A 26,808-nucleotide genomic window follows, 5' to 3' on the forward strand; every position below is an offset into this window, starting at 1 on the left:
CCGGTGGCGTCAATGCAGAGCACCGCCCCGGCGGCGAATGACGCGGCGGGCGGTGCGAGGGGGACACGGGGGGTGGTGAGCCGGAGGCGGTGCGAGGCCGCCGAGGTCACCTGAGCGCGCGGCGAGCGGCCGGCAGGGCAGGCGGGCGGCTCAGGCGCCGCCCCCCAAGGCTCAAGCCCATTCCCAGGCGACGGTGAACTCGCCCAGCTTCTTGCGGATCGCTGCCTCGTCGGCGCCGGGGGCGCGGGCGATGCGGGCGGTCAGGCCGCGCTTGCGGTCGTCCACGACCTCGGCGACCGAGCCGCCCAGATCGGCGAGCGTCGCGTCCAGCACCCGGGCGATGGCGCGGCGGCGCAGCTCGGGCTTGAAGACCTTGCCGACCGCGGTCAGCGGCAGCTCGGGCACGATGTCGATGTGCTTGGGCACCGCCGCGCGCTCGTGGATATGGGCGCGGGCGTGGGCGGCCAGATCCTCTTCGGTGGCGGTCGCGCCCTCGCGCAGCAGGACATAGACGCAGGGCAGCTCGCCCGCGAAGCTGTCGGGCTGGCCGATGGCGGCGGCGCCCACCACGTCGGGGTGCGACATCAGCCCGTCCTCGATCTCGGCCGGGTCGATGTTGTGCCCGCCGCGGATGATCAGGTCCTTGGCGCGGCCGGTGATCCACAGATAGCCGTCCGAATCGAGCCGCCCGAGGTCGCCCGTCCGCAGGAACCGCCCCTCGGCGAAGAGGTCGCGGTTCTTGTCGGTCTCGGTGTAGGTCGAGCCCTCGATGACGCCGGGGTTGGCCACGCAGATCTCGCCGATCTCGTCGGTGCCGCAGTCCTCATAGCCCGCCTGCGTGCTGCGCAGGATGCGGACATGGGTGTAGGGCAGGGGGATCCCGACCGAGCCGACCTTCTTCAGCCCGTCGACCGGGTTGCAGGACACGAGGCAGGTCGCCTCGGTCAGCCCGTAGCCCTCGGCGATCTCGACCCCGGTCGCGGCCTTGAAGCGGTTGTAAAGCTCGACCGGCAGCGCCGCCGAGCCGGAGATGGCGGTCCTGAGCGACGAGACGTCCGCGTCCACCTTGCGCTGCATCAGCGCCGCGATGGCGGTCGGCACGGTGATGAGGAAGGTCGCGTGCCAGCGCTCGATCAGCTTCCAGAAATTGTCGAAGACGCCGTCGCCGCGATAGCCCGCGGGGGTCGGCATCACCATGTGCGCGCCCGAATGGATGCAGGACATGAGGATCGGATAGGCCGCGAAGACGTGGAACATCGGCAGCGGGCACATCAGCACGTCGGTTTCGTCGAACAGCAGCTCGCCGCCGAGGAAGCCGTTGTAGATCATCCCCGAATAGCGGTGCTGCGCGACCTTCGGCATCCCCGTGGTGCCGCCGGTGTGGAAATAGGCGGCGACGCGGTCCTTGGCCGGATCCTCGAAGGTCAGGCGGTCGTGCGGCTGGGCCGAGACCGCGGCCTCGAAGTCCATCACGCGGGCCTTGTGGGTCGCCTTGACCCGCGGACGGATCAGCGGGACGAGCAGTTTCTTGACCCCGGTGAGATAGCGGGCGAGGTCGATCTCAAGCACCGTCTCGACGTTCGGGGCGAGCGCCAGCGCCGCCGCGGCCTTCTGCGCCACGTCGGTCTTGGGCATGGCCTTAAGGGTGACGAGCACCTTGGCGTTCGTCTCGCGCAGGATGCCGGCGATGTGCTCGGGCTCGAGCAGGGGGTTGATCGGGTTGACCACCCCCGCGGTGGCCCCGGCGATCAGGACGATGGGGGTCTCGAGGCTGTTCGGCAGCAGATAGGCGACCGTGTCGGTCGGCCCGACGCCGAGCTTGCGGAAGAGGTTGGCGGTCTCGGTGACGCGCTCGTGCACCTCGGTCCAGTTGAGCGTGCGCGCGGCGGCCCGGGGGTCGGAGAGAAGCTGGAAGGACAGCGCCGGACGGGTGGGAAAGCGGTCCCGCGTCGCGGTCAGGAACCGGTACATCGTCTTCGGCAGGTCGCGGTCGGCATAGGCCGATTCGGCTTCGATGCGGTCCCGATCGGCCATGGTTGCAAAGCGCGACATCCGGCTCCTCCCTCCTCACTATCCCCCAACATCCGCGCAGCATGAGACAAATTGCGGCAGCGGGGCAAGTTCTTGTCTCTTTCGTACGCCCGGAACGCGGCGTCAGGCGGCAACCGTTCAAATCCCGCGCAATCAGCGGTTGCATCGGTGCAGGTGCGTGCCGTGAATTCGCGCCGAAGCCCGCGGGTCGGGCAGGGCAGAGCAAGGCGCAGATGATGACAGACGGGACGGGGTCGGGAACGGGTTTTGCGGGCGCACGGTCGGGGCTGATGGGCGCGCTCGCGGCGTTGGCGCTGCTCGGCGTCTCGGCTGCGCCGGCGGCGGCGCAGGGGGTGAAGGTCAGGCTGGACCTCACGACGGTGCAGGCCACCCGCCCGGGTGCCGCGCGCTGCGCCACCACGACCCCGAGCGACAATGCCATCGCCGCAAAGGCGACCTCCGCCCAGCGGAAGGGTTACGGGCTCGCGCCGGTCAAGGCCGACGCGCGGCTGGCGGCGGCGGCGGCGGCGCACGCCTGCGACATGGCGCGGCGCGGGCTGATGGCGCATCAGGGCAGCACCACCCGCGGCCCGTCGCAGCGGGTCAAGGCGCTGGGCTACCGCCCGCAGATCACCGCCGAGAACATCGCCGCGGGCCCCTTCGCCGGAAACCAGGTGCTCTCGATCTGGGCGCAGTCCCCGGGCCACCGGGCCAACATCCTGCTGCCGCAGGTGCGCGAGATGGGCATCGGCCACGCCGTCGCCGCGGACGGCAAGACGGTCTTCTGGGCCGCAGTCTACGCCGCCCCGCGGTAGTCCGTTCTCTCCTGGTCGAAATATCCTCGGGGGGAATCGCCCGGAGGGCGATGGGGGGCAGACAGCCCCCCTTTTCGCATCGCATTCGCCGCACCGGCAGTCGTGTGCAGGCCCGTCCAGAAGGGACGCGTGATGCGATGGAATCTCAGAGGAGTGGTGCCGCAGAATGGCATTGAATGCCGCTATATATAGCTATCACACCCTATCACCCGCGTGACAACCAGCAGTAAACTCTAGCGCTTTCGATTTCATAAGCTCTCACACTCTATCGACAGAGATCATCTAGTACCATATCTAGAGGTGGACAGAGAGGTGGATCGGCTAGCGCAGCCGAGAGGGTGGTTACGATGCGTGCAACGAACCGGCTGAGCGCGAGAGGAGCAGCCTCATTGGGTGCGGGCAAGTACTGCGACGGTGCGGGGTTGTGGTTGCACAAGCGGGAAGATGGCGGGGCCCAGTGGGTGCTGCGGCTGACGGTTCAGGGGCGCCGTCGTGAGATGGGGTTGGGACCTTATCCTGCGGTCACACTGGCTGAGGCGCGGCGGATGGCAGCAGACGCCCGCTCTCTTGCCATAACCGGCCAGGACCCGATCCGTGAACGTGAGCGGAAGCGTCGCGAAGCTGCCCGGAACCTGCATCTCCTGAAGGATATCGCCGCTGACGCCTTCGAAGCGCGGAAAGCCGAGCTGAAGGGTGATGGGAAGGCAGGACGCTGGTTCAGTCCGCTTGAGCTCCATATCCTGCCCAAGCTCGGGCGCATTCCGGTGTCCGATCTGACGCAGACCGATATTCGCGATACGCTCCGGCCGATCTGGCACGAAAAGGCAGCTACCGCGCAGAAGGCACTTAACCGGCTGTTCATCTGCTTGCAGCATGCAGCCGCGCTCGGCTTGGATGTTGACTTGCAGGCGACCGAAAAAGCCCGAGCATTGCTGGGCAAGTCCCGCCACAAGCCCGAGAACACACCTGCCCTATCGTGGCGGGAGGTGCCGGACTTCTATGCAAGCCTGTCGGAGGGGACAGTGACCCACTTGGCGTTGCGGCTCCTGATACTGACGGGGGTACGCTCTCACCCGCTGCGGTTTCTGCATCTGGATCAGATTGAGGGTGACGTCTGGACCATCCCTGGCGAGCGAATGAAGGGGCGCCGGGATGCAACGTCCGACTTCCGCGTACCGCTTTCTCCTGAGGCCGTGAAGGTCATCGATGCCGCACGGCGCCACGCCCGCGACAGGCTCCTGTTTCCCAACGTCCGCAAGGGTGTAATTTCGGATGCGACCATGTCGCGGCTGATGGAGCGGCGCGGGATGGATGCGCGTCCACATGGTTTTCGCTCCAGCTTGCGCGACTGGCTGGCCGAGGTGGCCGAGGCTCCCCACGAGGTGGCCGAAGCCTGCCTTGCCCATGTCACGGGCAGCGCGGTCTCGCGCGCCTACCGACGAACCGACTTTCTCGAGCAGCGGCGTGCCCTGATGGATGCATGGGCGAAGCACGTGACGAGCTTATGTGAACTTGAAAACCGATGATCGTGAACCAGCGGCGCTGCATGGAGGCCCGTCCGCATGGCGTTCGTGTAGTTTGCGCGACTGGCTAGCCGACACGACAGACACGCCGCATGAGGTCGCTGAAACCATACTGGCCGATGTCGCAGGCATTATGTCGGTGTAAGTCTGTCGCCGCACGGGCTTTCTGGACCAGCATTGGGCGTTGCTGGCGCGCTGGGCGGATCATGTCACCGGGCAACCCGGGCAGGTGGTAAAGGTGGTGCAGAGATGCTGAGTGACTGGTGACCTGCCACTGAACTTTCATCCAACGGCGACCTGAGCCCGGTTTTTGTTTACGCCTGTTGGCGCGGGTTGAGCAATCGCCCGGCGCGCGGAGCTTTCATCTCGCGCAGCGGGGCGGGCGATTGCGGGGTTCAGGTTCGCGGCAAACCCTACAGGGGTCTGGTAGCCCAAGGCCGAGTGGGGCCTTTCGGTGTTGTAATCCGTGACCCAGGCAGCGATCAGGTCACGGGCATGGGCGATGTTGCGGAACAGGGCCTCGTTCAGAAGCTCGTCCCGCATCCTGCCGTTGAAGCTTTCGACGAACCCGTTCTGCATCGGCTTGCCCGGCGCAATGTAATGCCATTCGACCTTGTGCTCGGCGCACCACTTCAGGATCGCGTTCGATGTCAGCTCTGTCCCGTTATCGCTGACAATCATTCCAGGCCTGCCGCGGCGTTCGATCAGCGCCGTCAGTTCCCGAGCCACGCGGCGGCCCGAAATCGAGGTGTCCGGGATCGCCGCCAGACATTCGCGGGTGACGTCGTCAACCACGTTCAGCACCCGGAAGCGCCGCCCGCAGGCGAACTGGTCATGGACGAAGTCCAGCGACCACCGTGCATTGGCTCGTGTCTCGATCAGGATCGGTGCCCTCGTTCCGAGGGCCTTGCGGCGCGCTTTGCGTTTACGCACGGTTAAGCCCTCTTCTCGGTAAAGCCGATAGATGCGGTTGATCCCGGATGGCTCTCCCTCGCGCCTGAGCAGCACGAACAGCCGCCGGTAGCCGAACCTGCGCCGCTCGTTGGCCAGATCCCGCAACCGCCCGCGCAGCGCCGTGTCCGGCGCTCGCTGGGACTGGTAGCGCACCATCGTCCGGTCCGCCCCGGCAATCTGGCACGCCCGCCGCTCCGACAGCCCGAGATGGGCCTTCAGGTGCGCGACAGCCTCGCGCTTCACGGCGGGCGTTACCACTTTTTTGACAGCAGTTCTTTCATCGCAGCCATGTCGAGCATCTGGTCAGCCAGCAAGCGCTTCAGCCTGGCGTTCTCGTCCTCGAGTGCCTTCAGCCGCTTCGCCTCCGACACCGTCATCCCGCCATACTTCGCCTTCCAAGCGTAAAATGTGCCTTCCGACATGCCGTGCTTGCGGCACAGATCTGCGCACTTCGCGCCGGCATCATGCTCCTGAAGGATACCGATAATCTGTTCCTCGGTCCGTCGTGCCTTCTTCATCTTCGTCCGTCCTCTCGTTGGGCCGGACTCTAGTCACAGATGGAGGAAAAAGCCCGTGGCAGGTCACTTCGAGCGTGGCAGCAAGAAGAAGGCCGAGGTCGACGAAGATACGGTGCGGTCGCTGCATGCCAAGATCGGAGAGCTGGCCGTTGCCAACGATTTTTTGTCACGAAAGCTCAAGCCCTGGACCGGCAAGTGAGGCGCGGGATGATCGAACGCCATCACCCCCAGCTGTCGGTCGGGGCGCAATGCCGCCTGCTGTCGATCTCGCGGTCGTCGTTCTACTACGCGCCGCGGGGCGAGAGCGTGGTGAACCTCGCGCTGATGCGGCTGATCGACCGGCGGTTCCTGGAAACCCCGTTCTATGGTGTTCGGCAGATGACCTGGCACCTGCAGAACGAGGGCCATCCTGTGAACCAGAAGCGCATCCGGCGGCTGATGCGGCTCATGTGCCTGATGCCGATCTACCAGAAGCCCAACACCAGCAAGCCCGCGAAGGGGCACAAGACCTATCCCTACCTGCTGGGCGGGCTGCGGGTCGATCGGCCCAACCAGGTCTGGTGCGCCGACATCACCTACCTGCCGATGCGACGAGGCTTCCTCTACCTGGTGGCCATCATGGACTGGTTCACCCGCAAGGTGCTGGCCTGGCGCATCTCGAACACACTTGAGGCGGACTTCTGCGTCGAGGCACTGAACGAGGCGGTCCACTGCTTCGGCCCGCCCGAGATCATGAACACCGACCAGGGCTCGCAGTTCACGTCCTTCGCCTGGACGGACCGGCTGAAGCGGATCGGCACGCGGATATCGATGGACGGGAAAGGGCGCTGCCTCGACAACATCTTCATCGAACGCTTCTGGCGGTCGCTGAAGTATGAATGCGTCTACCTGCATGCATGGGAAACCGGCTCGCAGGCCAAGGCCGGCGTTGGCCGATGGATCACCTTCTACAATCACCAGCGGCCCCATGCAGCCCATGGCGGACAGCCGCCCGCCGTGGTCTACTTCAACCAGATCGAAACCGACCAGCAGGGGCAGAGAGTAGCTTAAATCATTCCCTAAACTGTCCAACCGATGGGGAGTAGCTCAAAGATAACCGCTAAAGGAGGTGTTGGGATATCGTCAGAAGCAAACCGGAAGCTTTGGAACAGGCATAATCCCCGAAAATAGTTGGGACATACCCCGCCACTGTCCCAACCGTGAACCGCTAGCTCTCGTCTCATCGCAAGCAATGCATAGGCAGAGCAATGACCATCACCGACCCTCTTCTGAAAGACTGTAAGCGTCCGTCCTGGCCGCCCTGCCGCGGGGTGAGAGGGGCGGATAGTGTCCACCATCGATAGTGGACACTATGGTGATGTCGTGGCGCGTCGGACGAAGCGGCTCTGGACGGACGAGGAGAAGCGGTCGATCTGCTTCCAGACGGCTGCGCCGGGTGTTTCCGTGGCCCAGGTTGCCCGGCGCTACGCGGTAAACGCGAACCTGATCTTCAAGTGGCTGCGCGATCCCCGTTATGCGCCGGACCCCGCCTCGGCTCCGCCCCTGCCAGAACAGGCGCGCTTTCTGCCGGTAGAGATTGTCGCGGAGCCCAGGTCTGCCCCGGCAGGACCTGCCGCCGACAGTTGCATCGAGATCGAGCTCGCGGGCGGGCATCGGATGCGCATCAGTGGCAACTACGATCCTGGGGCGCTCGCGCGGCTGATCCGGGGGCTCACGGTATGATCCCGGTTCCGGCGAACACGCGGGTCTGGTTGGCCGCCGGGGTGACGGACATGCGCAAGGGCTTTGCAGCCTTGGCGGCGCAGGCCGAGGCTGTGCTGAAGCAGAACCCATTCGGCGGGCATCTTTTTGTCTTCCGGGGCCGCCGGGGTGATCTGGTCAAGGTCATCTGGTGGGACGGCCAAGGGGCCTGCATGTTCATGAAGCGGCTGGAGAAGGGCCGCTTCGTCTGGCCCTCGGCCAAGGAGGGCAAGGTGGCTTTGTCGCCTGCGCAACTGTCGATGCTGCTGGAGGGCATCGACTGGCGGGCCCCGGAACGGACGTGGCGGCCTCTGGCGGCGGGATAGTCCACAGGACCTGTAATCAATGATTCCCACAAGGAATCCCGTGGGATAAACTTCCCGCATGCTCGATCAGACCCTGGCCCTGCCGGAAGACCCAGAGGAGCTGCGCAGCTTCACCGCGCGGCTCTTGGCCGAGGTGAAGGCCCAGGCGATCCTGATCGAGAAGCTGCGGCACCAGTTGGCAGGGCACCGCGCCCACCGGTTCGGGGCATCGTCGGAGACGGCAGAACAGCTTCAACTGGCGCTGGAGAGCAGCGAGATCGCTGCTGCCGCGATGACCGCCCGGATGCGACTGCCGGACATCGAGGAGAAGGACAAACCCAAGCGCCGCCCGATCCCGGATCATATCCCACGGATGGAGGTCGAACTCGGCCCCGGTGCCGAGGCTTGCGCCGATTGCGGAGGCCGTCTGCGCCGGATCGGGGAGGATGTCACCGAGGAGTTGGAGTATGTTCCCAGCCGGTTTATCGTGAACCGGATCGTCCGGCCGCGCCTGACCTGCACCTGCTGCGAACGGTTCGTCCAGGCCCCGCTGCCCTCTCGCCCCATCGAGCGTGGCCGCCCGGGGCCGGGTCTGCTGGCCCATGTGCTGGTCAGCAAGTATGCAGATCACTTGCCGCTCTATCGCCAGAGCCAGATCTTCGATCGTGAGGGGCTCGATCTGGATCGCTCGACGCTGGCCGACTGGGTCGGCAAATCCACTGCCTTGCTTGAACCCCTCGCTGACGCCATCGGTCGCCATGTCCTGTCGGCCGAGGCGATCTTCGCCGACGACACGCCGGTCAGCATGCTCGCCCCGGGCACCGGCAAGACCCGCACCGCCCGGCTCTGGACTTATGCCCGTGACGAACGCCCTTGGGGCGGCTCCGCGCCGCCCGCTGCCTGGTATCGCTTCTCGGGCGACCGCAAAGGCCAGCACCCCAAGGATCACCTCGCCCGCTATCGCGGCTGGATGCACGCCGACGGCTATGCCGGGTTTGAAGACCTCTACCGCTCAGGCGCCATCCGCGAGGTCGCCTGCATGGCCCATGTCCGGCGCAAGTTCGTCGACATCCACCGATCCCAGGGCTCTCCGATAGCCCAAGAGGCCATAACTCGGATCGCCCGGCTCTATGCCGTGGAGAAGGAGGCCCGTGGCGCTCCGCCTGATCGCCGTGCCGAACTGCGACAGGCCCATGCCGCCCCCGTCTTCGACGAGCTGGAGGCGTGGCTGGCGATGCAACTCACCACGATCTCAGGCAAATCCCCGCTAGCCGCCGCCATCCGCTACGCCCTGACCCGCATGCAGCGTCTGCGCCCCTACCTCGACCACGGCATTCTCGAACTCGACAACAACGCCGCCGAACGCGGCATGCGCGCCGTTGCCCTCTGCCGCAAGAACTACCTCTTCGTCGGCTCGGAAGCAGGCGGAAAGGCCGCCGCCATCGCCTACACCCTCATCGGGACAGCCAAGCTCAACGCCGTCGATCCACTCGCCTGGCTCGCTGATACCCTGGCCCGCATCCCCGACTACAAGATCACAAAGGTCGACGATCTGCTCCCATGGCGATGGAACGGGTAGCGGTCAGGCCGGACGCTTACGCAGCAATCGTCGATCACCGCCAGAATGCGGAACTTGCGCGCGGCGCCAAAGCTGTCGGCCAAAAAGTCGAGCGACCAGCGGGCGTTGGGATGCGCCGCCTCCGGCATCGGCGTGCGTGACCCGCGGGCCCGCTTGCGCCCGCGCCGTCGCTTCACCGACAGTCCCTCCTCTCGGTAGAGCCGATAGAGTGGTCTTGCCCCCGTTTCGCGGGACACTCAGGCCGTTGCGGTTTGAACTTTGATGAACTCGCGAGGCGAGCGCATCTTCAGCCCTGAGTGCGGGTGGTTTTCGTTGTAATCCTCGATCCAGGCGCCGATCAATCCGAGGGCGGTCCTGGCATCCGGCAGCGGCGTGACCTGGACGTAGTCGCGTTTCAGCGTCTTCACGAAAGCCTCCGAGATGCCGTTGCTCTGCGGGCTTCGCACCGGGGTGAAGCAGGGCTTCAGGCCCAGCTGGCGGGCGAAGACCTGCGTGTCCTTGGCGATGTAGGGCGAGCCGTTGTCGGACAGCATCTCGATGACCGCAGGCGCACGGTATGTGCCGAACCGGCGCTCGACGGCCTCGAGCATCAGGTCCCGGATGTCCGAGCCGCTGACCCCGGCGTTGACCACAGCCCGCCAGGCGATGATTTCCCGATCATGGGCATCGATGATGAAGGCGCCGCGGACGATGTCGCCGTTCCAGCAGGTGAACTCAAACCCGTCGCTGCACCAGCGCAGGTTCGAGCGCATCACGATGATCTTGCCGTCGTGCACATGCTCGGGGCGTTCGGAATATTCCCGCGCCAGCAGCAGGTTGTGGGCCTTCATGATCCGGTAAACCCGTTTGTGGTTCACGGGCGCCAGGCTTTCCGCCCGCAGTTGGCGGTTCAGAAGCGCCGTGATCCTGCGATAGCCGTATGTGGGACGCGCTGACACGAGCGCCATGATCAACGGCACCACCGCCGCGTCTTGCGCCTTGTGATAGCGCCGACGCGGCTTCGCCCTGCCTTGCAGGCGGTCGATCAGGTTGGAACGGGCCACCCCCAGGGTCTCGGCGACGACCTTCACCGGAAACCGTCCCTGAGAGGCGACCGCGCGAGCAAGGTCGGTTTTTTTGAGCGTGCCTTGTCCAGGGCCTCGCGCAGGATCTCGGCCTCCAGCGTCTTGCGGCCGAGCTGGCGCTCGAGTTCGCGGATCCGGTCTTCCATCTGCCGGACGGTCCGGTTGCTGGTCACATCGTCATCTTCCGACACGGCCACGGCTCCCCCATCCAGCATCAGGCGGCGCCAACGATAGAGCAAGTTCGGGGCAACGCCATTGCGGCGGGCGACTACCGAAATGCTGGCCCTCTTGTCCAGCGTCTCCTCGACAATGCGCAGCTTCTCGGCCGCGCTCCAGCGACGACGGCGGCCGCCGTCGGTGATGATCTCGATCTCAGACATGATCACATGCTCAGGCATATGCCTAAGCCTCCATGATTATGCCCAGGTGTCCGGTCGAAAAGGGGGCCAGTTCATAGAGCTTCTTGTGGTTCATGATCATTCCCTTGCGCTCGAGCAGAATGCCGATCCGGCGATAACCGAACCGGCGCCGCTTCCCGGCGATCTCCTTCATCTCCTCGCGGATCTCTGGGCAGTCCGGCGGGCGTGTGCGCCGGACCGTTTTGGGATCGACACCGACAAGCTGGCAGGCCCGACGCTGCGAGATCTCGTGATCCCGCATTGCCTTGAGCGCTGCCTCTCGCCGCTTGGTCAGCGTCGTCAGTTCTTTCCCAGAAGATCCTTCAGGACGACATTGTCGAGCATCGTGTCGGCCAGCAGGCGCTTCAGCTTGGCGTTCTCATCTTCCAGCGCCTTCAGCCTGGCGGCTTCGGAGACTTCCATGCCGCCATACTTGGCTTTTAGCTTGTAGAACGTCGCCGGGCTGAGACCATGCCTGCGGCACACCTCAGCTGTCGGCATGCCAGCCTCCTGCTCCTTCAGCATCCCGATGATCTGCGCCTCGGTGAAACGGCTTCTCCTCATTCGTCTGCTCCTTCGCGGTTGAGCAGACTCTACATCAGACTGAGGGATCTCGCGGGGGGCAGGTCAGCAAGAAAACCTCCGTTTTCTTTACCTCCCTTTTGCCAGCAGGAACGACTCCTCGTCGTTGGCGTTCCTGTGCCATGGGACGATCAGTCACCAGGACGAGAGTTGTGTCGGTCTGGCAGAAGCTTGCGAGTGCAATCGCAATTCTGGCGGTCGCGATGTTCGTGGCGCATGGTGCAGCTGCCAAAGGCGCACTTCCCCACGCCCACGATCATTCCGTTGCTCACGCTGAGACATCGCTCGTCGCAGGTCATACTCCTGGCGAGCCGGGTGGGAACCATGAGCATTCATCGGCGGTCGGCCACAAGCATGGCACTGCCAAGGATGGTACTGCTCCCTGCTGCGGAGAGGCGTGTCTGCTGGCGCTGATGCCGGACGTGGATACTCATCTGAACGAGCCTTGGGGCGTATGGTCGAATTCCCGGTTCGTTGTCTCCTCATTGGCGGGGCACGACCCTGAAGGGCTGCGTCGTCCTCCACGGCTCACCTATCGGATCTGATCGCGTTCCATCGGAAGTGAAGCGCCAAGCCTGATTGAAGAAATGGGCGCTTCACTTCCAAGCCTCAGACGGGCGGATTGCGGTCAATGAGCGCGAGGCTTTCACCTTGCGTCCTCGATGGCGGTGAGACTGGCGCCGCGCTCGCCGCTTCCTGTTTCCGGCGCTTTCGCAACGGAGAAGCCACATGCACCAGATGTCCACTGAAATGCAGAGCTGCATCGACGAATGCCAGCGCTGCCACAGCGTCTGCCTCAGCATGGCCATGAACCATTGCCTGGAGGCAGGCGGCCAGCATGTCGAGCCGAAGCATTTCCGGCTCATGATAGCCTGCGCCGAGATCTGCCAGACCTCGGCAAACTTCATGCTGATGGGCAGCGATCTTCACAAGCGCACCTGCGGGGTCTGCGCTGAAGTCTGCGAGGAGTGCGCCCAGAGCTGCGAGCAGGTCGGCGACATGCAGGAATGCGTCGATGCCTGCCGCCGGTGCGCCGAAAGCTGCCGGAAAATGGCCGCCTGACTGCACTAGAAACCAGTTACATCAAAGGAGAACCTTCATGCGTAAGTTCGAGCTAGCCGCCATCTTCGCCGTCCTTCTCGCCGCGCCCGCGGCTCTCGCCCAGGAAAGCGGGACCGGGGGGCAGGCGGGCCACATGGCGGGACAGGGAGGCTCCATGACGGACCTGTCGATCCTGCCCCAAGGCTGCCAGGACGCGATCCAGCAGTCCGGAATGCCAGGAATGATGCAGGGCATGGACATGTCCGGCATGATGGGCGGCATGGAAGGAATGGATGAGGCCCAGCAGGCCTCCATGCAGGCCATGATGGAGATGAACGGCCCGATGATGGCCACCCACACCATCAAGGACCCCGACCTTGCCTTCCACTGCGGGATGATCGCGCATCATGCCGGCGCCATCGCCATGGCCGAGGTCGAGTTGAAGTATGGCGACGACGAGGAGTCGAAAGCGATGGCTCAGAAGATCATCGACGCCCAAGGCCCGGAAATCGAGGAGATGACCGCCTGGGTCGAGAAGAACGCGGGCCAGCAGTAAGGACTCGGGCCGCCGGAGCTTGAAGCTGCGGCGGCCACAACGACAGCAAGGAGTGCCTGGCGCGTCTACAGGAGGTGAACCCATGTCGGTTGTCTCGCGGCGGCCATGCCTGTTCCGACAGGTCGCGCAGGCAAAACCCGAAGCGGGGAGCGTTCATCATGACGATTGATGCAACGGCTTCCGCTTCATGATTTCTTCTTGACCTTCCAGCGACAGGAAGGTGCAGGACAATCGCGGGCGATTCTCGGGTAGATTCCAGACGAGGTAAATGATGGCCAGCAAGAGCAAAGACCAACACCCAGCCTCCCTCCACATGGAGAGCAGCTCTCGCGACGGCGACCATCAGCATCACCATCACGAGCATGTTCATTCCAGCCACCACGGGTCAGAGCACTCGCACGCCCCAGCGACGGCTCCGAGTGACGGCGCGCATCAGGTCAAGGACCCGGTCTGCGGCATGATGGTCGATCCCCATGCGACGCAGCACAAGGCGGAGCACGCCGGCCGGCCCTATTACTTCTGCTCAGACGGTTGCCGCACGAAATTCCTGGCAGAGCCGGACCGCTATCTCGATCCAGCCGCATCGGCGGCAAAGGCCTCCCCCGTGCCCGAGGGAACGATCTACACCTGTCCCATGCACCCCGAGATCCGACAGGTCGGGCCGGGGTTGTGCCCGATCTGCGGCATGGCGCTTGAGCCGGTGCTGGTCAGCCTGGAAGCTGAGCCCAATCTCGAACTGATCGACATGCGCCGTCGCTTCTGGATCGGGCTGGTGCTGACGATCCCCGTGTTCCTGCTGGAAATGGGAGGGCACCTGCTCGGCCTCGATCACCTCGTCAGCCAACGCAGCTCGAACTGGATCCAGTTGATCCTCGCGACTCCGGTGGTCCTGTGGGCCGGGTGGCCCTTCTTCCAGCGCGGCTGGCAGTCGCTGGTCACGCGCAACCTGAACATGTTCACCCTGATTGCCATGGGCACGGGGGCGGCGTGGATCTACAGCGTCGTTGCGACACTCGTGCCCGGCATCTTCCCGGACGCCTTTCGCCAGCATGACGGCTCGGTCGCAGTCTATTTTGAGGCTGCCGCGGTCATCACCGTGCTCGTGCTGCTGGGGCAGGTGCTGGAACTGCGCGCCCGCGAGAGCACAAGCGGCGCCATCCGCGCGCTACTCGACCTGGCCCCCAAGACCGCCCGGCGCATCCACGAGGATGGGAGCGAGGAAGAGGTCCAGCTGGATGCGGTCCGTGTCGGCGACCGGCTTCGCGTGCGGCCGGGCGAGAAGGTGCCGGTCGATGGCGAGGTGCTCGAAGGCCGCAGTGCCGTGGACGAGTCGATGGTGACGGGCGAGTCCATGCCGGTGACGAAGGAGGTCGGCTCCAAGGCAATCGGCGGGACCATGAACCAATCCGGCGCCCTGGTGATCGAGGCCCGCCGGGTCGGCCGCGACACCATGCTGTCGCAGATCGTCCAGCTTGTCGCAGAAGCACAGCGCAGCCGTGCCCCGATCCAGCGGCTTGCCGACCAAGTGTCGGGCTGGTTCGTGCCGGCGGTGATCGGGGTTGCCCTTCTCGCCTTCATTGCCTGGTCGATCTGGGGCCCCGAGCCGCAGTTCTCCTTTGGCCTCGTTGCCGCCGTATCCGTCCTTATCATCGCCTGTCCCTGTGCGCTGGGGCTGGCCACGCCGATGTCGATCATGGTCGGCGTCGGACGCGGCGCGCAGGCGGGCGTGCTGATCAAGAACGCAGAAGCCTTGGAGCACATGGAAAAGGTGGACACGATCATCGTGGACAAGACCGGAACGCTGACCGAGGGGCGGCCCGCCGTCACCGCCATCGTTCCGGCACCTGGTTGGGCCGAGGCCGACGTCCTGCGTCTTGCCGCCAGCGTGGAACGGGCGAGCGAGCATCCGCTCGCGCTCGCCATCGTACGGGCAGCAGAGGAGCGAGAGATCCCGCTCGCGCCTGTTGCCGACTTCGACTCGCCGACCGGCAAGGGGGCGCTCGGGGTGGTGGAAGGCAAGCGCATTCCGCTGGGAAACGCGAAGTTCCTGACCGAACAGGGGGTCGATGTCGCGCCGCTGGCTGAGCAGGCCGACAAGCTGCGCGAGGACGGGGCGACGGCAATCTTCATGGGCGTCGATGGGCAGGTCGCCGCGATCTTCGCCATCGCGGACCCGGTCAAGGCCACGACGCCCGAGGCGCTGGCCGCGCTGAAGGCGCAGGGCATCCGCGTGGTCATGTTGACCGGGGACAACTGGACGACGGCAAGGGCCGTGGCCCGCCAACTCGGCATCGACGAGGTCGAGGCGGAGGTCCTGCCGGATCAGAAAAGCGAGGTCGTGCAGCGGCACAAGGCGGCAGGGGAAGTCGTGGCGATGGCGGGAGACGGCGTGAACGATGCGCCGGCGTTAGCTGCCGCCGATGTCGGCATCGCCATGGGCACCGGCACCGACGTGGCGATGGAGAGCGCGGGGGTCACGCTGCTGAAGGGCGATCTCACCGGCATCGTGCGGGCGCGGCGGCTGTCGCAGGCGGTGATGCGCAACATCCGCCAGAACCTGTTCTTCGCTTTCATCTACAACGCGCTCGGCATCCCGGTCGCGGCCGGCGTGCTGTATCCGTTCTTCGGCATCCTGCTGTCGCCGATCATCGCGGCCGCCGCCATGGCGCTGTCCTCGGTCAGCGTGATCGCGAACGCGTCGCGGCTGCGGGGGGTGAAGCTGTGATGACCGGAAGGCGGCCAGAGTCGATCGTCAGCGCCTTCGACGGGCGGCATCATGTCGCAACCTGCCTTGGCCGGTTTCAGGTGTCGTCGTCCCGCAGGACGTGGTGTGATAATGGCACTGTCAGAAAATGGCCGCTTCCCTGCTTCCCGAGCAGGCAGGAAGCCTGAGACGGTCCAGAGGAAGAGAACGAACGGTCTGATGAGCAGGGGTGTGGCAAAGGGCATGGGGCTTCGCGGCTGCTGGAGGCAATGGCTGGCAACCGTATGGCTGATCGTGTCTTTCGCCGCCCTGGCTTTGCAGGCCGGAGCCCACACCCTCCCGGCAGCACACACGGTCCATGCCGAGCGAGCTGTCGCCGCTAGCCTGGACCAGGGTTGCGATCATTCTCATGCGGCGTCCGGCTGTGCCCGGGCGACTTCCGGGGATCAGGACGGTTCCGGCGGGAGCGGGCCGGGTTCCCAGGACGACTGCTGCGCCCAGTTCTGCACGATCACCGCCCTTCTGCCAGAGAGCCCGCGGGCCGATCCGCCTTCCGGCGGGGAGACCCGCCTCGGCATTCTGGTGGGTCGCTTGGGGCGGACTCCCGAGGGAATCCTGCGGCCACCACGTTCATCAGTCGCTGCGTGAAGGCGTTGCGGATCCGAGAGGTCCGCGCCTTCCGGCCACTTCGGCCGACAGGCCGATAACGCCACTCGGACATCAACGATCACTAGGGGGCTGCGCGTGCGCTGTGTGATGCCGCGTTTTCCCGGACATGGATGAACAGCAATGAAACGAACTGCAATCGCCCTTTCCCTCGGCCTCGCGGCAGGGCTACCGGCTGTTGCCCTGGCGCAGGCCGGGCATGACACCCACCACCCTGCACAGACGCAAGAACAGGCCGCTGCGCCTGCCGCCCCGACGATGCCGATGCCGGGTATGCCAGACCAGATGCGGACCATGATGCAGGCCGTGCCTGCCGAGTGCATGAGCGCCATGCAGCAGATGATGCAGGGCGGGATGATGCACGGTGCGGTCGATGCATCGAAAGCTGCCGGAATGGCGCCAGCCGACGGAAACGTTCCCGACTTCACCCGCGCCTATGTGGACGCCATGGACGCAATGCACGGGCCGATGATGGACGGCGTCATGGCCGATGACCCCGACACGGCCTTCGTGCGGGGCATGATCCGGCATCATCAGGGCGCGATCGACATGGCCCGGATCGTGCAGCAACACGGGGATGATCCGCAGACCAAGGCATGGGCCGAGCAGATCATCGCCGCGCAGGAGCGCGAGATCGCCGAGATGGAAGCCTGGCTAAAGGAGAAAGGTAGCCCTGAGGCTATCGACTTCGGCCAGACCGGCGGCACCGTCTGGTCCGCCGACGAAGGCGGCAGCTCGATCAGCGCCATCGGCCTCGGCACCGGGACCGTGACCACGACGCCGATCCCGGTGGCGCCCCATAACGTCGATCTGACGCCGGACGGGCGCTTCCTGCTGGCGGTCGGCACTCCGGCTTCCGGTGATCATGGCTCGGAAGGGCATGGCCACGACGGGGACGCCGCGGGACTTCTGGTAATGCTCGAACCACAGGACCTCTCGAAGCCTGCTGTCACGGTCGAGGTCGGTGCCCACCCGGCCCACGTCGTTGCCGATACGCGGGGTCGCGCCTATGCGTCCCTCTCGGGCGCGGACGAGGTCGCGGTGGTCGATCTCGCGAACGCATCGGTGGTCGAGCGCATCGAGACCGGAGCTTACCCGCACGGGCTGCGGCTCAGCCCAGACGGGACCGAGCTCTACGTCGCCAATGTCGAGGACGGGTCGATCTCGGTCATCGACACGGCCAACCTCACCGAGGCGGCACGCATCCCGGTGGGCACGGCGCCGGTTCAGGTCGGCTTCACCCCTGATGGCAGCCGGATCTATGTCTCGCTGCGCGACGAGAACCGCGTGGCGGTGATCGACACCGCCACGCGCGAGGTCACAGGCAGGATCGAGGTCGGTCCCAATCCGATCCAGATGATCGCAACCCCCGACGGCAGGCAGGTCTATGTTGCCAACCAGGGGACCGAGGCCGCGCCGAACGACACCGTGTCGGTGATCGACACGGCGACCGGCAAGGTTGCTAAGACGCTGAAAACCGCTCCTGGCGCGCATGGTGTGTCGGTTTCGGCGGACGGCGCCTTCGTGTTCGTGACCAACATCGCGGACGACAGCGTCTCGGTCATCGACGTTGCGCGCCAGGAGGTCGTCGGATCGGTGCCGGTGGGCGACCGCCCGAACGGCATCGTCTATGGGCCGTCGAACTGACCGGATCGCAGAAGGTGGCGCCGAATTTCCCGGCGCCAGTCCGATCAAGGCCACCTCACCAAACTTAGCCTCTCCAGCGCCGCTCGCGCGGCACTTCCTCCGCGCGAGCCAATCAGAGGAAAGACTTCATGCGAACTGTTCTTCTTGCGGCGATTGCCGCGGTCGCCACAGGCGGTGCCTGGTGGCTCTGGGGCCAATCCGATGCCGCAAGGCCGGCTGAAGAGGGTCAGGCTCTTGTTGCTGTGACCATGCCGGCCACGTTGTCACCCGAAGCCAAAGCCGGTCAGCAGGCCTTCGCCGCCAACTGCGCATCCTGCCACGGCACCGATGCCGAGGGGCGGGCGGGGATTGCACCACCGCTCATCCACAAGATCTACGAACCGAGCCACCACGGCGACATGGCTTTCGTCCTGGCAGCACGCAACGGGGTGCGTGCCCATCACTGGCCATTCGGAAACATGGCCCCGGTTCCGGGACTCACGGACCCGGAGCTGGCCGGGATCATCCGCTTCGTGCGCGAGGTTCAGGTTGCGAACGGCATTCGCTAGATCGCTTCTCTTGGGCATCCTGACCGTGATCGGGGGCGGGTCCCGGCTGCGGCTTTACCGTGTCTCTGGTCAGCGTGCACGTAGCACCCTTCAGGGCAAGGGAGGACTGGAATGAACATCGCCGCAGCCGCGCGAGCGTCGGGTCTTACCTCCAAGACGATCCGATACTATGAGGACATCGGTCTTGTGGCCCCGCAGCGCGGGCCGAACGGCTATCGCCATTTCAGCCCTGCTGATGTCCACCGGCTGCGCTTCCTGAGCCGTGCGCGACGGCTCGACTTTTCGCTGCAGGACTGCCGCGACCTCCTGATGCTGAACGAAGACACGAGCCGCAGCAGTGCCGACGTGCGCGAGATCGCCGCGCGTCATCTCGCCCAAGTCGACGAAAGGTTGGCTGATCTGATGCAACTGCGTACGGCCCTGCAGCAGCTTGTTCAGAGCTGTGCGGGCGATGGGCATCCGGATTGCTCGATACTTGATGCCTTGGCAGGAGATTGCACTTTGCGGGACCGGGGCTAGCTGCCATTCCGTTCGGCCTGGATCGCGCGTATCCGATCGGGCCAAGTTGACTTGATGAACCCGAGGATGGCGGCAATGTCGCCGTCCGTCAGGATTTCGCCAAAAGCCGGCATGCCCGACGTCATGGGCACACCCATGTCATCCAGAACCGCCTGGCCGCCCCGCCGGATGTAGTCGGTCAGCATGGCATCATCGTGGTGCCAGGTGTGGCCGGATGCGTCATGCGGCGGTGCAGGGAGAACGCCACTTTCGTCAGCGACCTGCCAGTCGGGTTGACCTTCAAGCTGAGCGCCGTGGCACGTCGCGCAATGTTCGGCATAAAGCTTGGCCCCGCGCGGGATGTGGGCTGAGATGCTGTAGCTCCATCCTGCCCAGAGAGCGATGCAAACGAAGCCCACGGCAAGCAGCGATGCAGTTGGAAGGAAAAGGACAGACGAACGGCTTCCAGTCATGCCCGCCAGATTATGGACATTCACGCGAAGGTCAACTTCAGGAGGTTGTTGGCGCGCCTTGACCTTCCCGCGCTGGAAGCTCCCATCTGCTCAGGCATGAGAAGAACCAAGGAAGGTGTCATGCGTTTTCATCTCCCCAACATGAGTTGCGGCGGCTGCGCCCGCAGCGTCACGCGCGCGATCCAGTCGGTCGATGCAGATGCCCGTATCGTCATTGATCAGAGCCGTCGCGAGGTCGAGCTGACCAGTGGTCTGCCGCGTGACCGCTTTGCGTCCGCCCTTGCTGCGGCAGGCTTCCCTGATGCGCCGGCAGCCGACTGAGAGCTCGCATTCGCTATTTCAACCCGCGGGGGTCCCGCCCCCGCCGGGCAACGGTCAAGGCAAACTGAGGCACTAATGGCTTGAGGTTGCTCGACCATAATCTCGTCAACCCCGTCCTATGCGCCTGCAAGAGGCGGAGCTTGCTTTGCAGCGCCGGGGCAGAGCGGCAACTTAGTCAAGCGAACCCCAATGTTGCTGCTGCCAGAACAAGGTAGCGGCCAATCTTCGCGACGCTGACGAGGAGCAGAAACACCCAGAAAGACGTAAGCGTCCGTCCTGGCCGCCCTGCCGCGGGGTGAGAGGGGCGGATAGTGTCCACCATCGATAGTGGACACTATGGTGATGTCGTGGCGCGTCGGACGAAGCGGCTCTGGACGGACGAGGAGAAGCGGTCGATCTGCTTCCAGACGGCTGCGCCGGGTGTTTCCGTGGCCCAGGTTGCCCGGCGCTACGCGGTAAACGCGAACCTGATCTTCAAGTGGCTGCGCGATCCCCGTTATGCGCCGGACCCCGCCTCGGCTCCGCCCCTGCCAGAACAGGCGCGCTTTCTGCCGGTAGAGATTGTCGCGGAGCCCAGGTCTGCCCCGGCAGGACCTGCCGCCGACAGTTGCATCGAGATCGAGCTCGCGGGCGGGCATCGGATGCGCATCAGTGGCAACTACGATCCTGGGGCGCTCGCGCGGCTGATCCGGGGGCTCACGGTATGATCCCGGTTCCGGCGAACACGCGGGTCTGGTTGGCCGCCGGGGTGACGGACATGCGCAAGGGCTTTGCAGCCTTGGCGGCGCAGGCCGAGGCTGTGCTGAAGCAGAACCCATTCGGCGGGCATCTTTTTGTCTTCCGGGGCCGCCGGGGTGATCTGGTCAAGGTCATCTGGTGGGACGGCCAAGGGGCCTGCATGTTCATGAAGCGGCTGGAGAAGGGCCGCTTCGTCTGGCCCTCGGCCAAGGAGGGGAAGGTGGCACTGACGCCTGCGCAGTTGTCGATGCTGCTGGAGGGGATTGACTGGCGGGCCCCGGAACGGACGTGGCGGCCTCTGGCGGCGGGATAGTCCACAGGACCTGTAATCAATGATTCCCACAAGGAATCCCGTGGGATAAACTTCCCGCATGCTCGATCAGACCCTGGCCCTGCCGGAAGACCCAGAGGAGCTGCGCAGCTTCACCGCGCGGCTCTTGGCCGAGGTGAAGGCCCAGGCGATCCTGATCGAGAAGCTGCGGCACCAGTTGGCAGGGCACCGCGCCCACCGGTTCGGGGCATCGTCGGAGACGGCAGAACAGCTTCAACTGGCGCTGGAGAGCAGCGAGATCGCTGCTGCCGCGATGACCGCCCGGATGCGACTGCCGGACATCGAGGAGAAGGACAAACCCAAGCGCCGCCCGATCCCGGATCATATCCCACGGATGGAGGTCGAACTCGGCCCCGGTGCCGAGGCTTGCGCCGATTGCGGAGGCCGTCTGCGCCGGATCGGGGAGGATGTCACCGAGGAGTTGGAGTATGTTCCCAGCCGGTTTATCGTGAACCGGATCGTCCGGCCGCGCCTGACCTGCACCTGCTGCGAACGGTTCGTCCAGGCCCCGCTGCCCTCTCGCCCCATCGAGCGTGGCCGCCCGGGGCCGGGTCTGCTGGCCCATGTGCTGGTCAGCAAGTATGCAGATCACTTGCCGCTCTATCGCCAGAGCCAGATCTTCGATCGTGAGGGGCTCGATCTGGATCGCTCGACGCTGGCCGACTGGGTCGGCAAATCCACTGCCTTGCTTGAACCCCTCGCTGACGCCATCGGTCGCCATGTCCTGTCGGCCGAGGCGATCTTCGCCGACGACACGCCGGTCAGCATGCTCGCCCCGGGCACCGGCAAGACCCGCACCGCCCGGCTCTGGACTTATGCCCGTGACGAACGCCCTTGGGGCGGCTCCGCGCCGCCCGCTGCCTGGTATCGCTTCTCGGGCGACCGCAAAGGCCAGCACCCCAAGGATCACCTCGCCCGCTATCGCGGCTGGATGCACGCCGACGGCTATGCCGGGTTTGAAGACCTCTACCGCTCAGGCGCCATCCGCGAGGTCGCCTGCATGGCCCATGTCCGGCGCAAGTTCGTCGACATCCACCGATCCCAGGGCTCTCCGATAGCCCAAGAGGCCATAACTCGGATCGCCCGGCTCTATGCCGTGGAGAAGGAGGCCCGTGGCGCTCCGCCTGATCGCCGTGCCGAACTGCGACAGGCCCATGCCGCCCCCGTCTTCGACGAGCTGGAGGCGTGGCTGGCGATGCAACTCACCACGATCTCAGGCAAATCCCCGCTAGCCGCCGCCATCCGCTACGCCCTGACCCGCATGCAGCGTCTGCGCCCCTACCTCGACCACGGCATTCTCGAACTCGACAACAACGCCGCCGAACGCGGCATGCGCGCCGTTGCCCTCGGCCGCAAGAACTACCTCTTCGTCGGCTCGGAAGCAGGCGGAAAAGCCGCCGCCATCGCCTACACCCTCATCGGGACAGCCAAGCTCAACGCCGTCGATCCACTCGCCTGGCTCGCTGATACCCTGGCCCGCATCCCCGACTACAAGATCACAAAGGTCGACGATCTGCTCCCATGGCGATGGAACGGGTAGCGGTCAGGCCGGACGCTTACAGAAAGACTCGCGCAGCACTCCTGCAACGACAGTCAACGGGTCGCCGATGATCGGCGCCCAGGCCAGCAGCAGCGACCATGTGCCGTAGTGGCGATACCAGCCCTCCGCTCGTGCCAGGGCGGCCGGCCTCACCGGTAACCAGCGTCGGGTGCGCAGCCGTTCGAATGCTCGCCCGAGAAACCAGTTGACCACGGAGCCCAGCACATTGCCGAGGCTGGCAACAGTCAGCACCAGCCCTAGCGGGTGCTCGGTCAGCAGAAGGCCGACAACCAGGATCTCGGATTGCGCAGGAAGCAGAGTCGCTGCCGTGAAGGCCGCCAGAAACAGGCCGCCATAAACGGCAAGATCAATCATGATGACCGGTCAGGCACGCCGGCCCAGCTACTGCCGACGCGGGCTGTCGATGGAGAGGCTGAGCTCCATCGGCATCCCGTCGAAGCTGCACAACTCCCGCGATGACTGAAGCCTCCCCTCAATGTCAAAGGGGCCTCGTCGTGACGCTCCGCCACGCCCTCCACCTTGGAAGCGGCAATGAACAGGATTACCGTCTGCAGATCGACAAGGCGGCAGATGAGCCAGTGAACCGCCCCGGGTTTACCGGAGAGTTTGTGGTTCAATGATTAGGCTGCTTTTTCGCCAGCGTTCAAGCTTGCGTAGAATGCCTCTTCTGCTTCGTTCGGAGTGACGTAACCAATGGCGCTGTGCGGGCGCGTCTTGTTATACCAGTCCACCCATTTCAGTGTTCCCCATTCGACCTGACCAACAGACTTCCAAGGTCCGAGGAACTTGATGACCTCGGTCTTGAACAGGCCAATGATGCTTTTGGCAACAGCCTTGTCATAGGAATCGCCGTCGCTGCCGACTGAGGTGTTGATGCCGGCCTCAGCCAGCCGCTGGGCGTATCGGATCGACAGATACTGGCTGCCTCTATCGCTATGATGGATCAACTTGACCGTCTCGGACGGCGCCCACTGGCAGATGGGTTGGTTCAGGGCGTCGAGCACGAAGCTGGTTGTCATCGAAGTCGAGACGCGCCCGCCGACGATCTTCCGGCGCAGACGTCGATGACGAAGGCAACATACACCATCCCTTGCCAGCTTGAGAGATAGGTGAAGTCGCTGACCCACAACCGGTTCGGCATGTCTGCCAAGAAGGCCCGGTTCACCTTGTCGTCCGGGCAAGGCTGAGCCGCATCAGGGTTGGTCGTGATGACCTTCTTGCCCCGGACAATACCTTGCACTCCCATCGCCGTCATCAGCCGTTCCACCGTGCAGCGGGCGATGTCGGGCCCCTCGCGACGCAGTTGATGCCACACCTTTCGCGCGCCGTATCGCCCCCCGGCTTTCATCGAAGGCCGGCTTGATCACAGTCATGTCAAGCCGATCCTGCCTGGCCCGATCCGAAGGCCGGTCCGGATCGCGCTCGACGGCCTTGAAGGCATGATACGTCGATGGTGCGATCCCCAGAACCCTGCAGATCGGCCCGACACCAAACATGCCCCGCTGGTCGTCAATGAACGCGATCATCGCCTGAACGGGCGGTCGAGCTCCGCCGCAGCGAAATATGCACTCGCCTTCTTCAGGATCTCGTTGGCGGCTCGAAGTTCACGGACCTCCCGCTCCAGTTCCCTGATCCGGTCCTTCTCGGCGCTGGTCAGTCCGGCGCGCTGCCCGCTGTCGCGTTCGGCCTGCTGACACCACACGCGCAGACTGTCTGGAGAACAGCAAAGCTTTGGCGCAATCGCCCAGTAGGCCGCCGTATCGCTGGCATAATCGCCGCGGTTCTCTCGGAAAAGCCGAACGCCGCGTTCGCGAAGTTCGGCCGGATAGGCGGGGGTGAATTTCTGCTTCGTCATAGGGCTCATCCTTCGAGTGTTTTACTCTCCGGTAAACCCGGGGCGGTTCAGTCCGACCCGCTTCGTAACGAGCATTCGCCCCTGTCAAGCCGAGCAAGCGTTCCGCCGATAATCTTGTTCAGTCGATCTGCGATCAGGAAGTCGTGAAACATATCGGACTAGGTAGGTTCCGATGGATGCGAATCCCCGCTCCGGACAACCGCGCAACCATCTCCCCAATGAGGCGTACGGGCCGCTGGCCGTCAGGACGTCGTCGCTAGACAGGTCTTCAAACAACCGCCGAGAGGTGGACTGAAGGGTGGGCCAAACTGAAGCCGGTCCGCCTAAGTCGTTGATACTAATAACGAAGGATAAGAAAACTGGTGCCGCAGAAGGGACTCGAACCCCCGACCCCATCATTACGAATGACGTGCTCTACCAGCTGAGCTACTGCGGCGTGCCGCGCGGGTTAGCACCTTCCCGCGCGGGGGAAAAGGGGGTCAGCGCGAATCCGTCGCCTCGGCGAGCGGCGGCTCGACGTCCGGGCGCACGGGCGGGTTGCCGCTGTCATCCGCGACCGGCGCCGGCGCGGCCGCGCGAGACGCCACGGGAGACTTGCCGGCATCGGCCGCCGTAACCCGGTTGCCACTCGCGGCCGGCGGGGGGGTGATCTCCACGGCCGGCGGCGGCGAAACCTCGGTCACCGTGACCACGGTCGCGGCCTCGCCCGTCCGGCGCGCGGCGGGGTCAAGGCGCAGCGGCTCGGGATCGGTGACGGTCGAGGAGGGCGCATAGTCCGACTCGCGCGGGACCATCCCCGGCGCGACGCTCGGCACCTCGGTCCGCGTCGCGCGCCGCTTGGCTGGCGCCGGGCTGGTCACCGGCTGCGCCGCCGGCGCGGCGGGGCGCGGTCCGGGCAGGTGGCGGGGCGCGTCGGTGCCCTCGGCATACGCGTCGGCCTCGGTGAAGCTCTGGTCCACGTGCGCCTCGGACCCGGCCGGGCGGCCGACGATCAGCGGCAGCATCTCGACGCCGTTGCTCGCGCCCGCCATACGCGCCGCCACCGGCGGCTCGCGCCAGCTCAGCGTGTCGAACCCGTGGCAGCTGTCGCAGACCGGCGCCCAGTCGGCCATCACGTTGTGGCAGTTATCGCAGACCCACTGCGGCCCGCGGCTCGCGTTCATCGCCCGCGCCAGCCAGCCGCGCACGACGCTGTCGTCGGAGCCCTCGCCCCGCTCGACCGCCGCGCGGATCGCCAGCGAGCGGGTCGTCGGCTGCGTCTCGGCCAGATTGCCGAGCGCCCGGCGGGCGGCGGGGAAATCCTCGGCCGCGAGCGCCAGTTCGGCGCGCAGCATCCGCGTCTCGGGGTGGTCGGGCTTGTGGCGCAGCAGGTCGTCAAACCGCCGCAGACGCTGGGCCGGGGTCTCGTCCGGCACGATCTCGGCGTAGACCGCAGCGAGCGCCGGGTGCGGCTGCGCCTCCCATGCCTTCTGCAGCAGGCGGCTCGCGTTGCGGGTGTCCTTCTGCGCGAGGTAGCTGCGCGCGGCCAGCACCGCCGCCGGCACGAGGTCGGGCGAGGCGCGGTTGGCGCTGATCGCCGCCTCGCGGGCGCTGATCGAGTTGCCGAGCGCCAGCACCTCGGACGCCTCCTGCAGCGCCAGCACCGCGTCGCGGCGCAGGTGGACGTCCTGCGGCAGGGTGCCCTGCTTGCGCTTGTCGCGCAGCGTCTGGCGGGCGCCCTTCCAGTCGTGCTCGCGGGTCTGCAGCGTCAGCAGGGTGTTCTGCAGGTCCGTGTGCGCAGGCTTGAGCGCATAGGCCTTCTCCGCCAGCCGCAGGGCGGTGTCGGTCTCGCCCATGGCCAGCTTCTGCTGCATGAGCCCGCGGATGCCGACGAAGCGGGTCCGGGCGTCGGCCAGCATCTCGCGGTAGACCTCTTCGGCCCGGCGGGCATCACCCGCGGTCTCGGCGGCCTGTGCGGCGAGCAGGTTGGTCAGGTGCGGCTGGTCGAGGTATTTCGCGGCCTTCGACGCCTGGTCCTGCGCCAGCCGCCCTTCGCCCGAGGCGACGGCGAGCATCCCCTCGGCCAGCGCCTGATACCCCTTCCGCTCGCGCGAGCGGTCGAAATAGCGGTCGATAGCGGTGCGGTCGCCGGCGAGGAAGCGGATGAACGCGAGCGCCAGCCGCAGCAGCTGGACGATCACCCAGCTGGCGAGGATGAACAGGATCGCGGCCACCGCGGCCTGCACCGGGCCGAAGGTGTATTCGACGCCGTTGAATTGCAGCACCAGCGGGTGCCCGGTCTGCGCAAGGTGCATCGCCCCCAGCGCCGCCGCGAGGACGACGCCGAAGAAGAACGTGACCTTCAGAAGCGTGAGCAGCAT

General features: G+C 65.5%; 24 protein-coding genes, 1 tRNA gene, 3 pseudogenes and 1 other annotated feature. Of the genes and pseudogenes, 18 read left to right on the forward strand and 10 right to left on the reverse strand.

Annotated features, from left to right (window positions below; all coding sequences use genetic code 11):
- Positions 1-171: 171 nt before the first annotated feature.
- A complete protein-coding gene (locus HGN31_RS10780) occupies positions 172-2,052 on the reverse strand; it encodes an acyl-CoA synthetase (RefSeq protein ID WP_168783181.1) in 1,881 nt (626 codons plus the stop codon).
- A 212-nt stretch (positions 2,053-2,264) separates the two neighbouring features.
- Here HGN31_RS10780 and HGN31_RS10785 point away from each other — a divergent pair, with 212 nt between their 5' ends.
- Together HGN31_RS10785 and HGN31_RS10790 are read left to right on the forward strand one after the other, a co-directional pair.
- Positions 2,265-2,846, forward strand: a complete 582-nt coding sequence (locus tag HGN31_RS10785) for a CAP domain-containing protein (RefSeq protein WP_244960977.1) — start codon at positions 2,265-2,267, stop codon at positions 2,844-2,846.
- Between the two features lie 347 nt (positions 2,847-3,193).
- Positions 3,194-4,372, forward strand: a complete 1,179-nt coding sequence (locus HGN31_RS10790) for a tyrosine-type recombinase/integrase (RefSeq protein WP_168783182.1) — start codon at positions 3,194-3,196, stop codon at positions 4,370-4,372.
- 279 nt (positions 4,373-4,651) lie between these two features.
- Here HGN31_RS10790 and HGN31_RS10795 read toward each other — a convergent pair.
- Positions 4,652-5,841 (reverse strand): IS3 family transposase gene (locus HGN31_RS10795; RefSeq protein ID WP_168781936.1). Its coding sequence is split into 2 segments (ribosomal slippage): positions 4,652-5,589 and positions 5,589-5,841, totalling 1,191 coding nucleotides; the frame shifts between segments, so codons are not numbered across the junction.
- 55 nt (positions 5,842-5,896) lie between these two features.
- On the opposite strand from HGN31_RS10795, the gene HGN31_RS16790 reads away from it, so the two are divergent.
- From HGN31_RS16790 to tnpC (HGN31_RS10820), 5 genes are all read left to right on the forward strand, one after another.
- Positions 5,897-6,040 (forward strand): hypothetical protein, encoded by a 144-nt coding sequence (locus HGN31_RS16790; protein WP_168783183.1) that lies wholly within the window; start codon positions 5,897-5,899, stop codon positions 6,038-6,040.
- 8 nt (positions 6,041-6,048) lie between these two features.
- The gene (locus HGN31_RS10805) at positions 6,049-6,891 is read left to right on the forward strand and encodes an IS3 family transposase (RefSeq protein ID WP_168783184.1); all 843 of its coding nucleotides are present in this window, start codon (positions 6,049-6,051) and stop codon (positions 6,889-6,891) included.
- 276 nt (positions 6,892-7,167) lie between these two features.
- Complete coding sequence (gene tnpA / locus HGN31_RS10810; protein ID WP_036712921.1) at positions 7,168-7,563, forward strand: IS66-like element accessory protein TnpA; 396 nt, start codon at positions 7,168-7,170, stop codon at positions 7,561-7,563.
- Positions 7,560-7,907 carry an IS66 family insertion sequence element accessory protein TnpB gene (gene tnpB, locus HGN31_RS10815; protein WP_036705738.1) on the forward strand — a complete coding sequence of 116 codons (348 nt, stop codon included), beginning with the start codon at positions 7,560-7,562 and terminating at the stop codon, positions 7,905-7,907. The genes tnpA (HGN31_RS10810) and tnpB (HGN31_RS10815) overlap by 4 nt, the downstream gene beginning before the upstream one ends.
- A gap of 58 nt (positions 7,908-7,965) precedes the next feature.
- Positions 7,966-9,465: an IS66 family transposase gene (gene tnpC, locus HGN31_RS10820; protein WP_168783185.1), complete on the forward strand. Its 1,500-nt coding sequence runs from the start codon at positions 7,966-7,968 to the stop codon at positions 9,463-9,465.
- Positions 9,466-9,488: 23 nt separating this feature from the next.
- On the opposite strand, the pseudogene HGN31_RS10825 reads toward tnpC (HGN31_RS10820), so the two are convergent.
- The 3 genes and pseudogenes from HGN31_RS10825 to HGN31_RS10835 all read right to left on the reverse strand — a co-directional run.
- Positions 9,489-9,680, reverse strand: a pseudogene (locus HGN31_RS10825) (IS3 family transposase); the annotation flags it as partial.
- Positions 9,681-9,701: 21 nt separating this feature from the next.
- A protein-coding gene (locus HGN31_RS10830) for an IS3 family transposase (RefSeq protein ID WP_139306057.1) occupies positions 9,702-10,927 on the reverse strand; the annotation gives its coding sequence in 2 pieces (ribosomal slippage) (positions 9,702-10,585 and positions 10,585-10,927; 1,227 coding nt in all).
- A 49-nt stretch (positions 10,928-10,976) separates the two neighbouring features.
- A pseudogene (locus HGN31_RS10835) lies at positions 10,977-11,491 on the reverse strand (transposase); the annotation flags it as partial.
- A 221-nt stretch (positions 11,492-11,712) separates the two neighbouring features.
- On the opposite strand from HGN31_RS10835, the gene HGN31_RS16845 reads away from it, so the two are divergent.
- From HGN31_RS16845 to cueR, 7 genes are all read left to right on the forward strand, one after another.
- Entirely contained in the window at positions 11,713-12,054 is a 342-nt protein-coding gene (locus tag HGN31_RS16845; RefSeq protein WP_483406936.1) for a hypothetical protein, read from the forward strand.
- A 184-nt stretch (positions 12,055-12,238) separates the two neighbouring features.
- Positions 12,239-12,571 (forward strand): four-helix bundle copper-binding protein, encoded by a 333-nt coding sequence (locus tag HGN31_RS10840; RefSeq protein ID WP_168783186.1) that lies wholly within the window; start codon positions 12,239-12,241, stop codon positions 12,569-12,571.
- A gap of 37 nt (positions 12,572-12,608) precedes the next feature.
- Positions 12,609-13,106: a CopM family metallochaperone gene (gene copM, locus HGN31_RS16675; RefSeq protein WP_168783187.1), complete on the forward strand. Its 498-nt coding sequence runs from the start codon at positions 12,609-12,611 to the stop codon at positions 13,104-13,106.
- A gap of 457 nt (positions 13,107-13,563) precedes the next feature.
- Positions 13,564-15,831 carry a heavy metal translocating P-type ATPase gene (locus HGN31_RS10850; protein WP_211096286.1) on the forward strand — a complete coding sequence of 756 codons (2,268 nt, stop codon included), beginning with the start codon at positions 13,564-13,566 and terminating at the stop codon, positions 15,829-15,831.
- 768 nt (positions 15,832-16,599) lie between these two features.
- Positions 16,600-18,123 (forward strand): CopM family metallochaperone, encoded by a 1,524-nt coding sequence (gene copM / locus HGN31_RS10855; RefSeq protein WP_168783188.1) that lies wholly within the window; start codon positions 16,600-16,602, stop codon positions 18,121-18,123.
- 128 nt (positions 18,124-18,251) lie between these two features.
- Entirely contained in the window at positions 18,252-18,671 is a 420-nt protein-coding gene (locus HGN31_RS10860; RefSeq protein ID WP_036722580.1) for a c-type cytochrome, read from the forward strand.
- A gap of 111 nt (positions 18,672-18,782) precedes the next feature.
- Entirely contained in the window at positions 18,783-19,190 is a 408-nt protein-coding gene (gene cueR, locus HGN31_RS10865; RefSeq protein ID WP_168783189.1) for a Cu(I)-responsive transcriptional regulator, read from the forward strand.
- Here cueR and HGN31_RS10870 read toward each other — a convergent pair.
- Positions 19,187-19,666, reverse strand: coding sequence for a c-type cytochrome (locus HGN31_RS10870; protein WP_244960979.1), 480 nt, complete (start codon positions 19,664-19,666; stop codon positions 19,187-19,189). The genes cueR and HGN31_RS10870 overlap by 4 nt on opposite strands.
- Positions 19,667-19,762: 96 nt before the next feature.
- Here HGN31_RS10870 and HGN31_RS10875 point away from each other — a divergent pair, with 96 nt between their 5' ends.
- The 4 genes from HGN31_RS10875 to tnpC (HGN31_RS10895) all read left to right on the forward strand — a co-directional run bounded on the left by HGN31_RS10875 (position 19,763) and on the right by tnpC (HGN31_RS10895) (position 22,572).
- Positions 19,763-19,963 (forward strand): heavy-metal-associated domain-containing protein, encoded by a 201-nt coding sequence (locus HGN31_RS10875; protein ID WP_168783190.1) that lies wholly within the window; start codon positions 19,763-19,765, stop codon positions 19,961-19,963.
- 311 nt (positions 19,964-20,274) lie between these two features.
- On the forward strand, positions 20,275-20,670 hold the full coding sequence (gene tnpA, locus HGN31_RS10885) for an IS66-like element accessory protein TnpA (RefSeq protein ID WP_036712921.1): 396 nt from the start codon (positions 20,275-20,277) through the stop codon (positions 20,668-20,670).
- Positions 20,667-21,014, forward strand: a complete 348-nt coding sequence (gene tnpB / locus HGN31_RS10890; RefSeq protein WP_168782219.1) for an IS66 family insertion sequence element accessory protein TnpB — start codon at positions 20,667-20,669, stop codon at positions 21,012-21,014. Before tnpA (HGN31_RS10885) ends, tnpB (HGN31_RS10890) begins: the two co-directional genes overlap by 4 nt.
- Before the next feature lie 58 nt (positions 21,015-21,072).
- Entirely contained in the window at positions 21,073-22,572 is a 1,500-nt protein-coding gene (gene tnpC / locus HGN31_RS10895) for an IS66 family transposase (protein WP_168781947.1), read from the forward strand.
- 3 nt (positions 22,573-22,575) lie between these two features.
- Here the strand turns inward: tnpC (HGN31_RS10895) and HGN31_RS10900 are convergent, their stop codons facing one another.
- The 4 genes and pseudogenes from HGN31_RS10900 to HGN31_RS10915 all read right to left on the reverse strand — a co-directional run bounded on the left by HGN31_RS10900 (position 22,576) and on the right by HGN31_RS10915 (position 26,808).
- Positions 22,576-22,947 (reverse strand): YqaA family protein, encoded by a 372-nt coding sequence (locus tag HGN31_RS10900; RefSeq protein WP_168783191.1) that lies wholly within the window; start codon positions 22,945-22,947, stop codon positions 22,576-22,578.
- A 266-nt stretch (positions 22,948-23,213) separates the two neighbouring features.
- Positions 23,214-24,448, reverse strand: a pseudogene (locus HGN31_RS10905) (IS3 family transposase).
- Positions 24,045-24,161: a sequence feature (AL1L pseudoknot), on the reverse strand. It overlaps the preceding pseudogene by 117 nt.
- A gap of 360 nt (positions 24,449-24,808) precedes the next feature.
- A tRNA-Thr gene (locus tag HGN31_RS10910) sits at positions 24,809-24,884 on the reverse strand.
- Positions 24,885-24,927: 43 nt separating this feature from the next.
- The gene (locus tag HGN31_RS10915) at positions 24,928-26,808 is read right to left on the reverse strand and encodes a heme biosynthesis protein HemY (RefSeq protein WP_168783192.1); all 1,881 of its coding nucleotides are present in this window, start codon (positions 26,806-26,808) and stop codon (positions 24,928-24,930) included.

The organism is Paracoccus sanguinis (assembly GCF_012689545.1).
Taxonomy (GTDB): Bacteria; Pseudomonadota; Alphaproteobacteria; order Rhodobacterales; family Rhodobacteraceae; genus Paracoccus; species Paracoccus panacisoli.

Coding starts and splice junctions, on each gene's coding strand:
- HGN31_RS10860 (WP_036722580.1), top strand. CDS start 18,252: ATGCGAACTGTTCTTCTTGCGGCGATTGCCGCGGTCGCCACAGGCGGT.
- HGN31_RS10900 (WP_168783191.1), bottom strand. CDS start 22,947: ATGATTGATCTTGCCGTTTATGGCGGCCTGTTTCTGGCGGCCTTCACG.
- HGN31_RS10780 (WP_168783181.1), bottom strand. CDS start 2,052: ATGTCGCGCTTTGCAACCATGGCCGATCGGGACCGCATCGAAGCCGAA.
- HGN31_RS10915 (WP_168783192.1), bottom strand. CDS start 26,808: ATGCTGCTCACGCTTCTGAAGGTCACGTTCTTCTTCGGCGTCGTCCTC.
- HGN31_RS10805 (WP_168783184.1), top strand. CDS start 6,049: ATGATCGAACGCCATCACCCCCAGCTGTCGGTCGGGGCGCAATGCCGC.
- tnpB (WP_036705738.1), top strand. CDS start 7,560: ATGATCCCGGTTCCGGCGAACACGCGGGTCTGGTTGGCCGCCGGGGTG.
- HGN31_RS10790 (WP_168783182.1), top strand. CDS start 3,194: ATGCGTGCAACGAACCGGCTGAGCGCGAGAGGAGCAGCCTCATTGGGT.
- copM (WP_168783188.1), top strand. CDS start 16,600: ATGAAACGAACTGCAATCGCCCTTTCCCTCGGCCTCGCGGCAGGGCTA.
- HGN31_RS10875 (WP_168783190.1), top strand. CDS start 19,763: ATGCGTTTTCATCTCCCCAACATGAGTTGCGGCGGCTGCGCCCGCAGC.
- HGN31_RS16845 (WP_483406936.1), top strand. CDS start 11,713: ATGTTCGTGGCGCATGGTGCAGCTGCCAAAGGCGCACTTCCCCACGCC.
- tnpC (WP_168783185.1), top strand. CDS start 7,966: ATGCTCGATCAGACCCTGGCCCTGCCGGAAGACCCAGAGGAGCTGCGC.
- tnpB (WP_168782219.1), top strand. CDS start 20,667: ATGATCCCGGTTCCGGCGAACACGCGGGTCTGGTTGGCCGCCGGGGTG.
- cueR (WP_168783189.1), top strand. CDS start 18,783: ATGAACATCGCCGCAGCCGCGCGAGCGTCGGGTCTTACCTCCAAGACG.
- HGN31_RS10785 (WP_244960977.1), top strand. CDS start 2,265: ATGATGACAGACGGGACGGGGTCGGGAACGGGTTTTGCGGGCGCACGG.
- HGN31_RS10840 (WP_168783186.1), top strand. CDS start 12,239: ATGCACCAGATGTCCACTGAAATGCAGAGCTGCATCGACGAATGCCAG.
- tnpC (WP_168781947.1), top strand. CDS start 21,073: ATGCTCGATCAGACCCTGGCCCTGCCGGAAGACCCAGAGGAGCTGCGC.
- HGN31_RS10850 (WP_211096286.1), top strand. CDS start 13,564: ATGATGGTCGATCCCCATGCGACGCAGCACAAGGCGGAGCACGCCGGC.
- copM (WP_168783187.1), top strand. CDS start 12,609: ATGCGTAAGTTCGAGCTAGCCGCCATCTTCGCCGTCCTTCTCGCCGCG.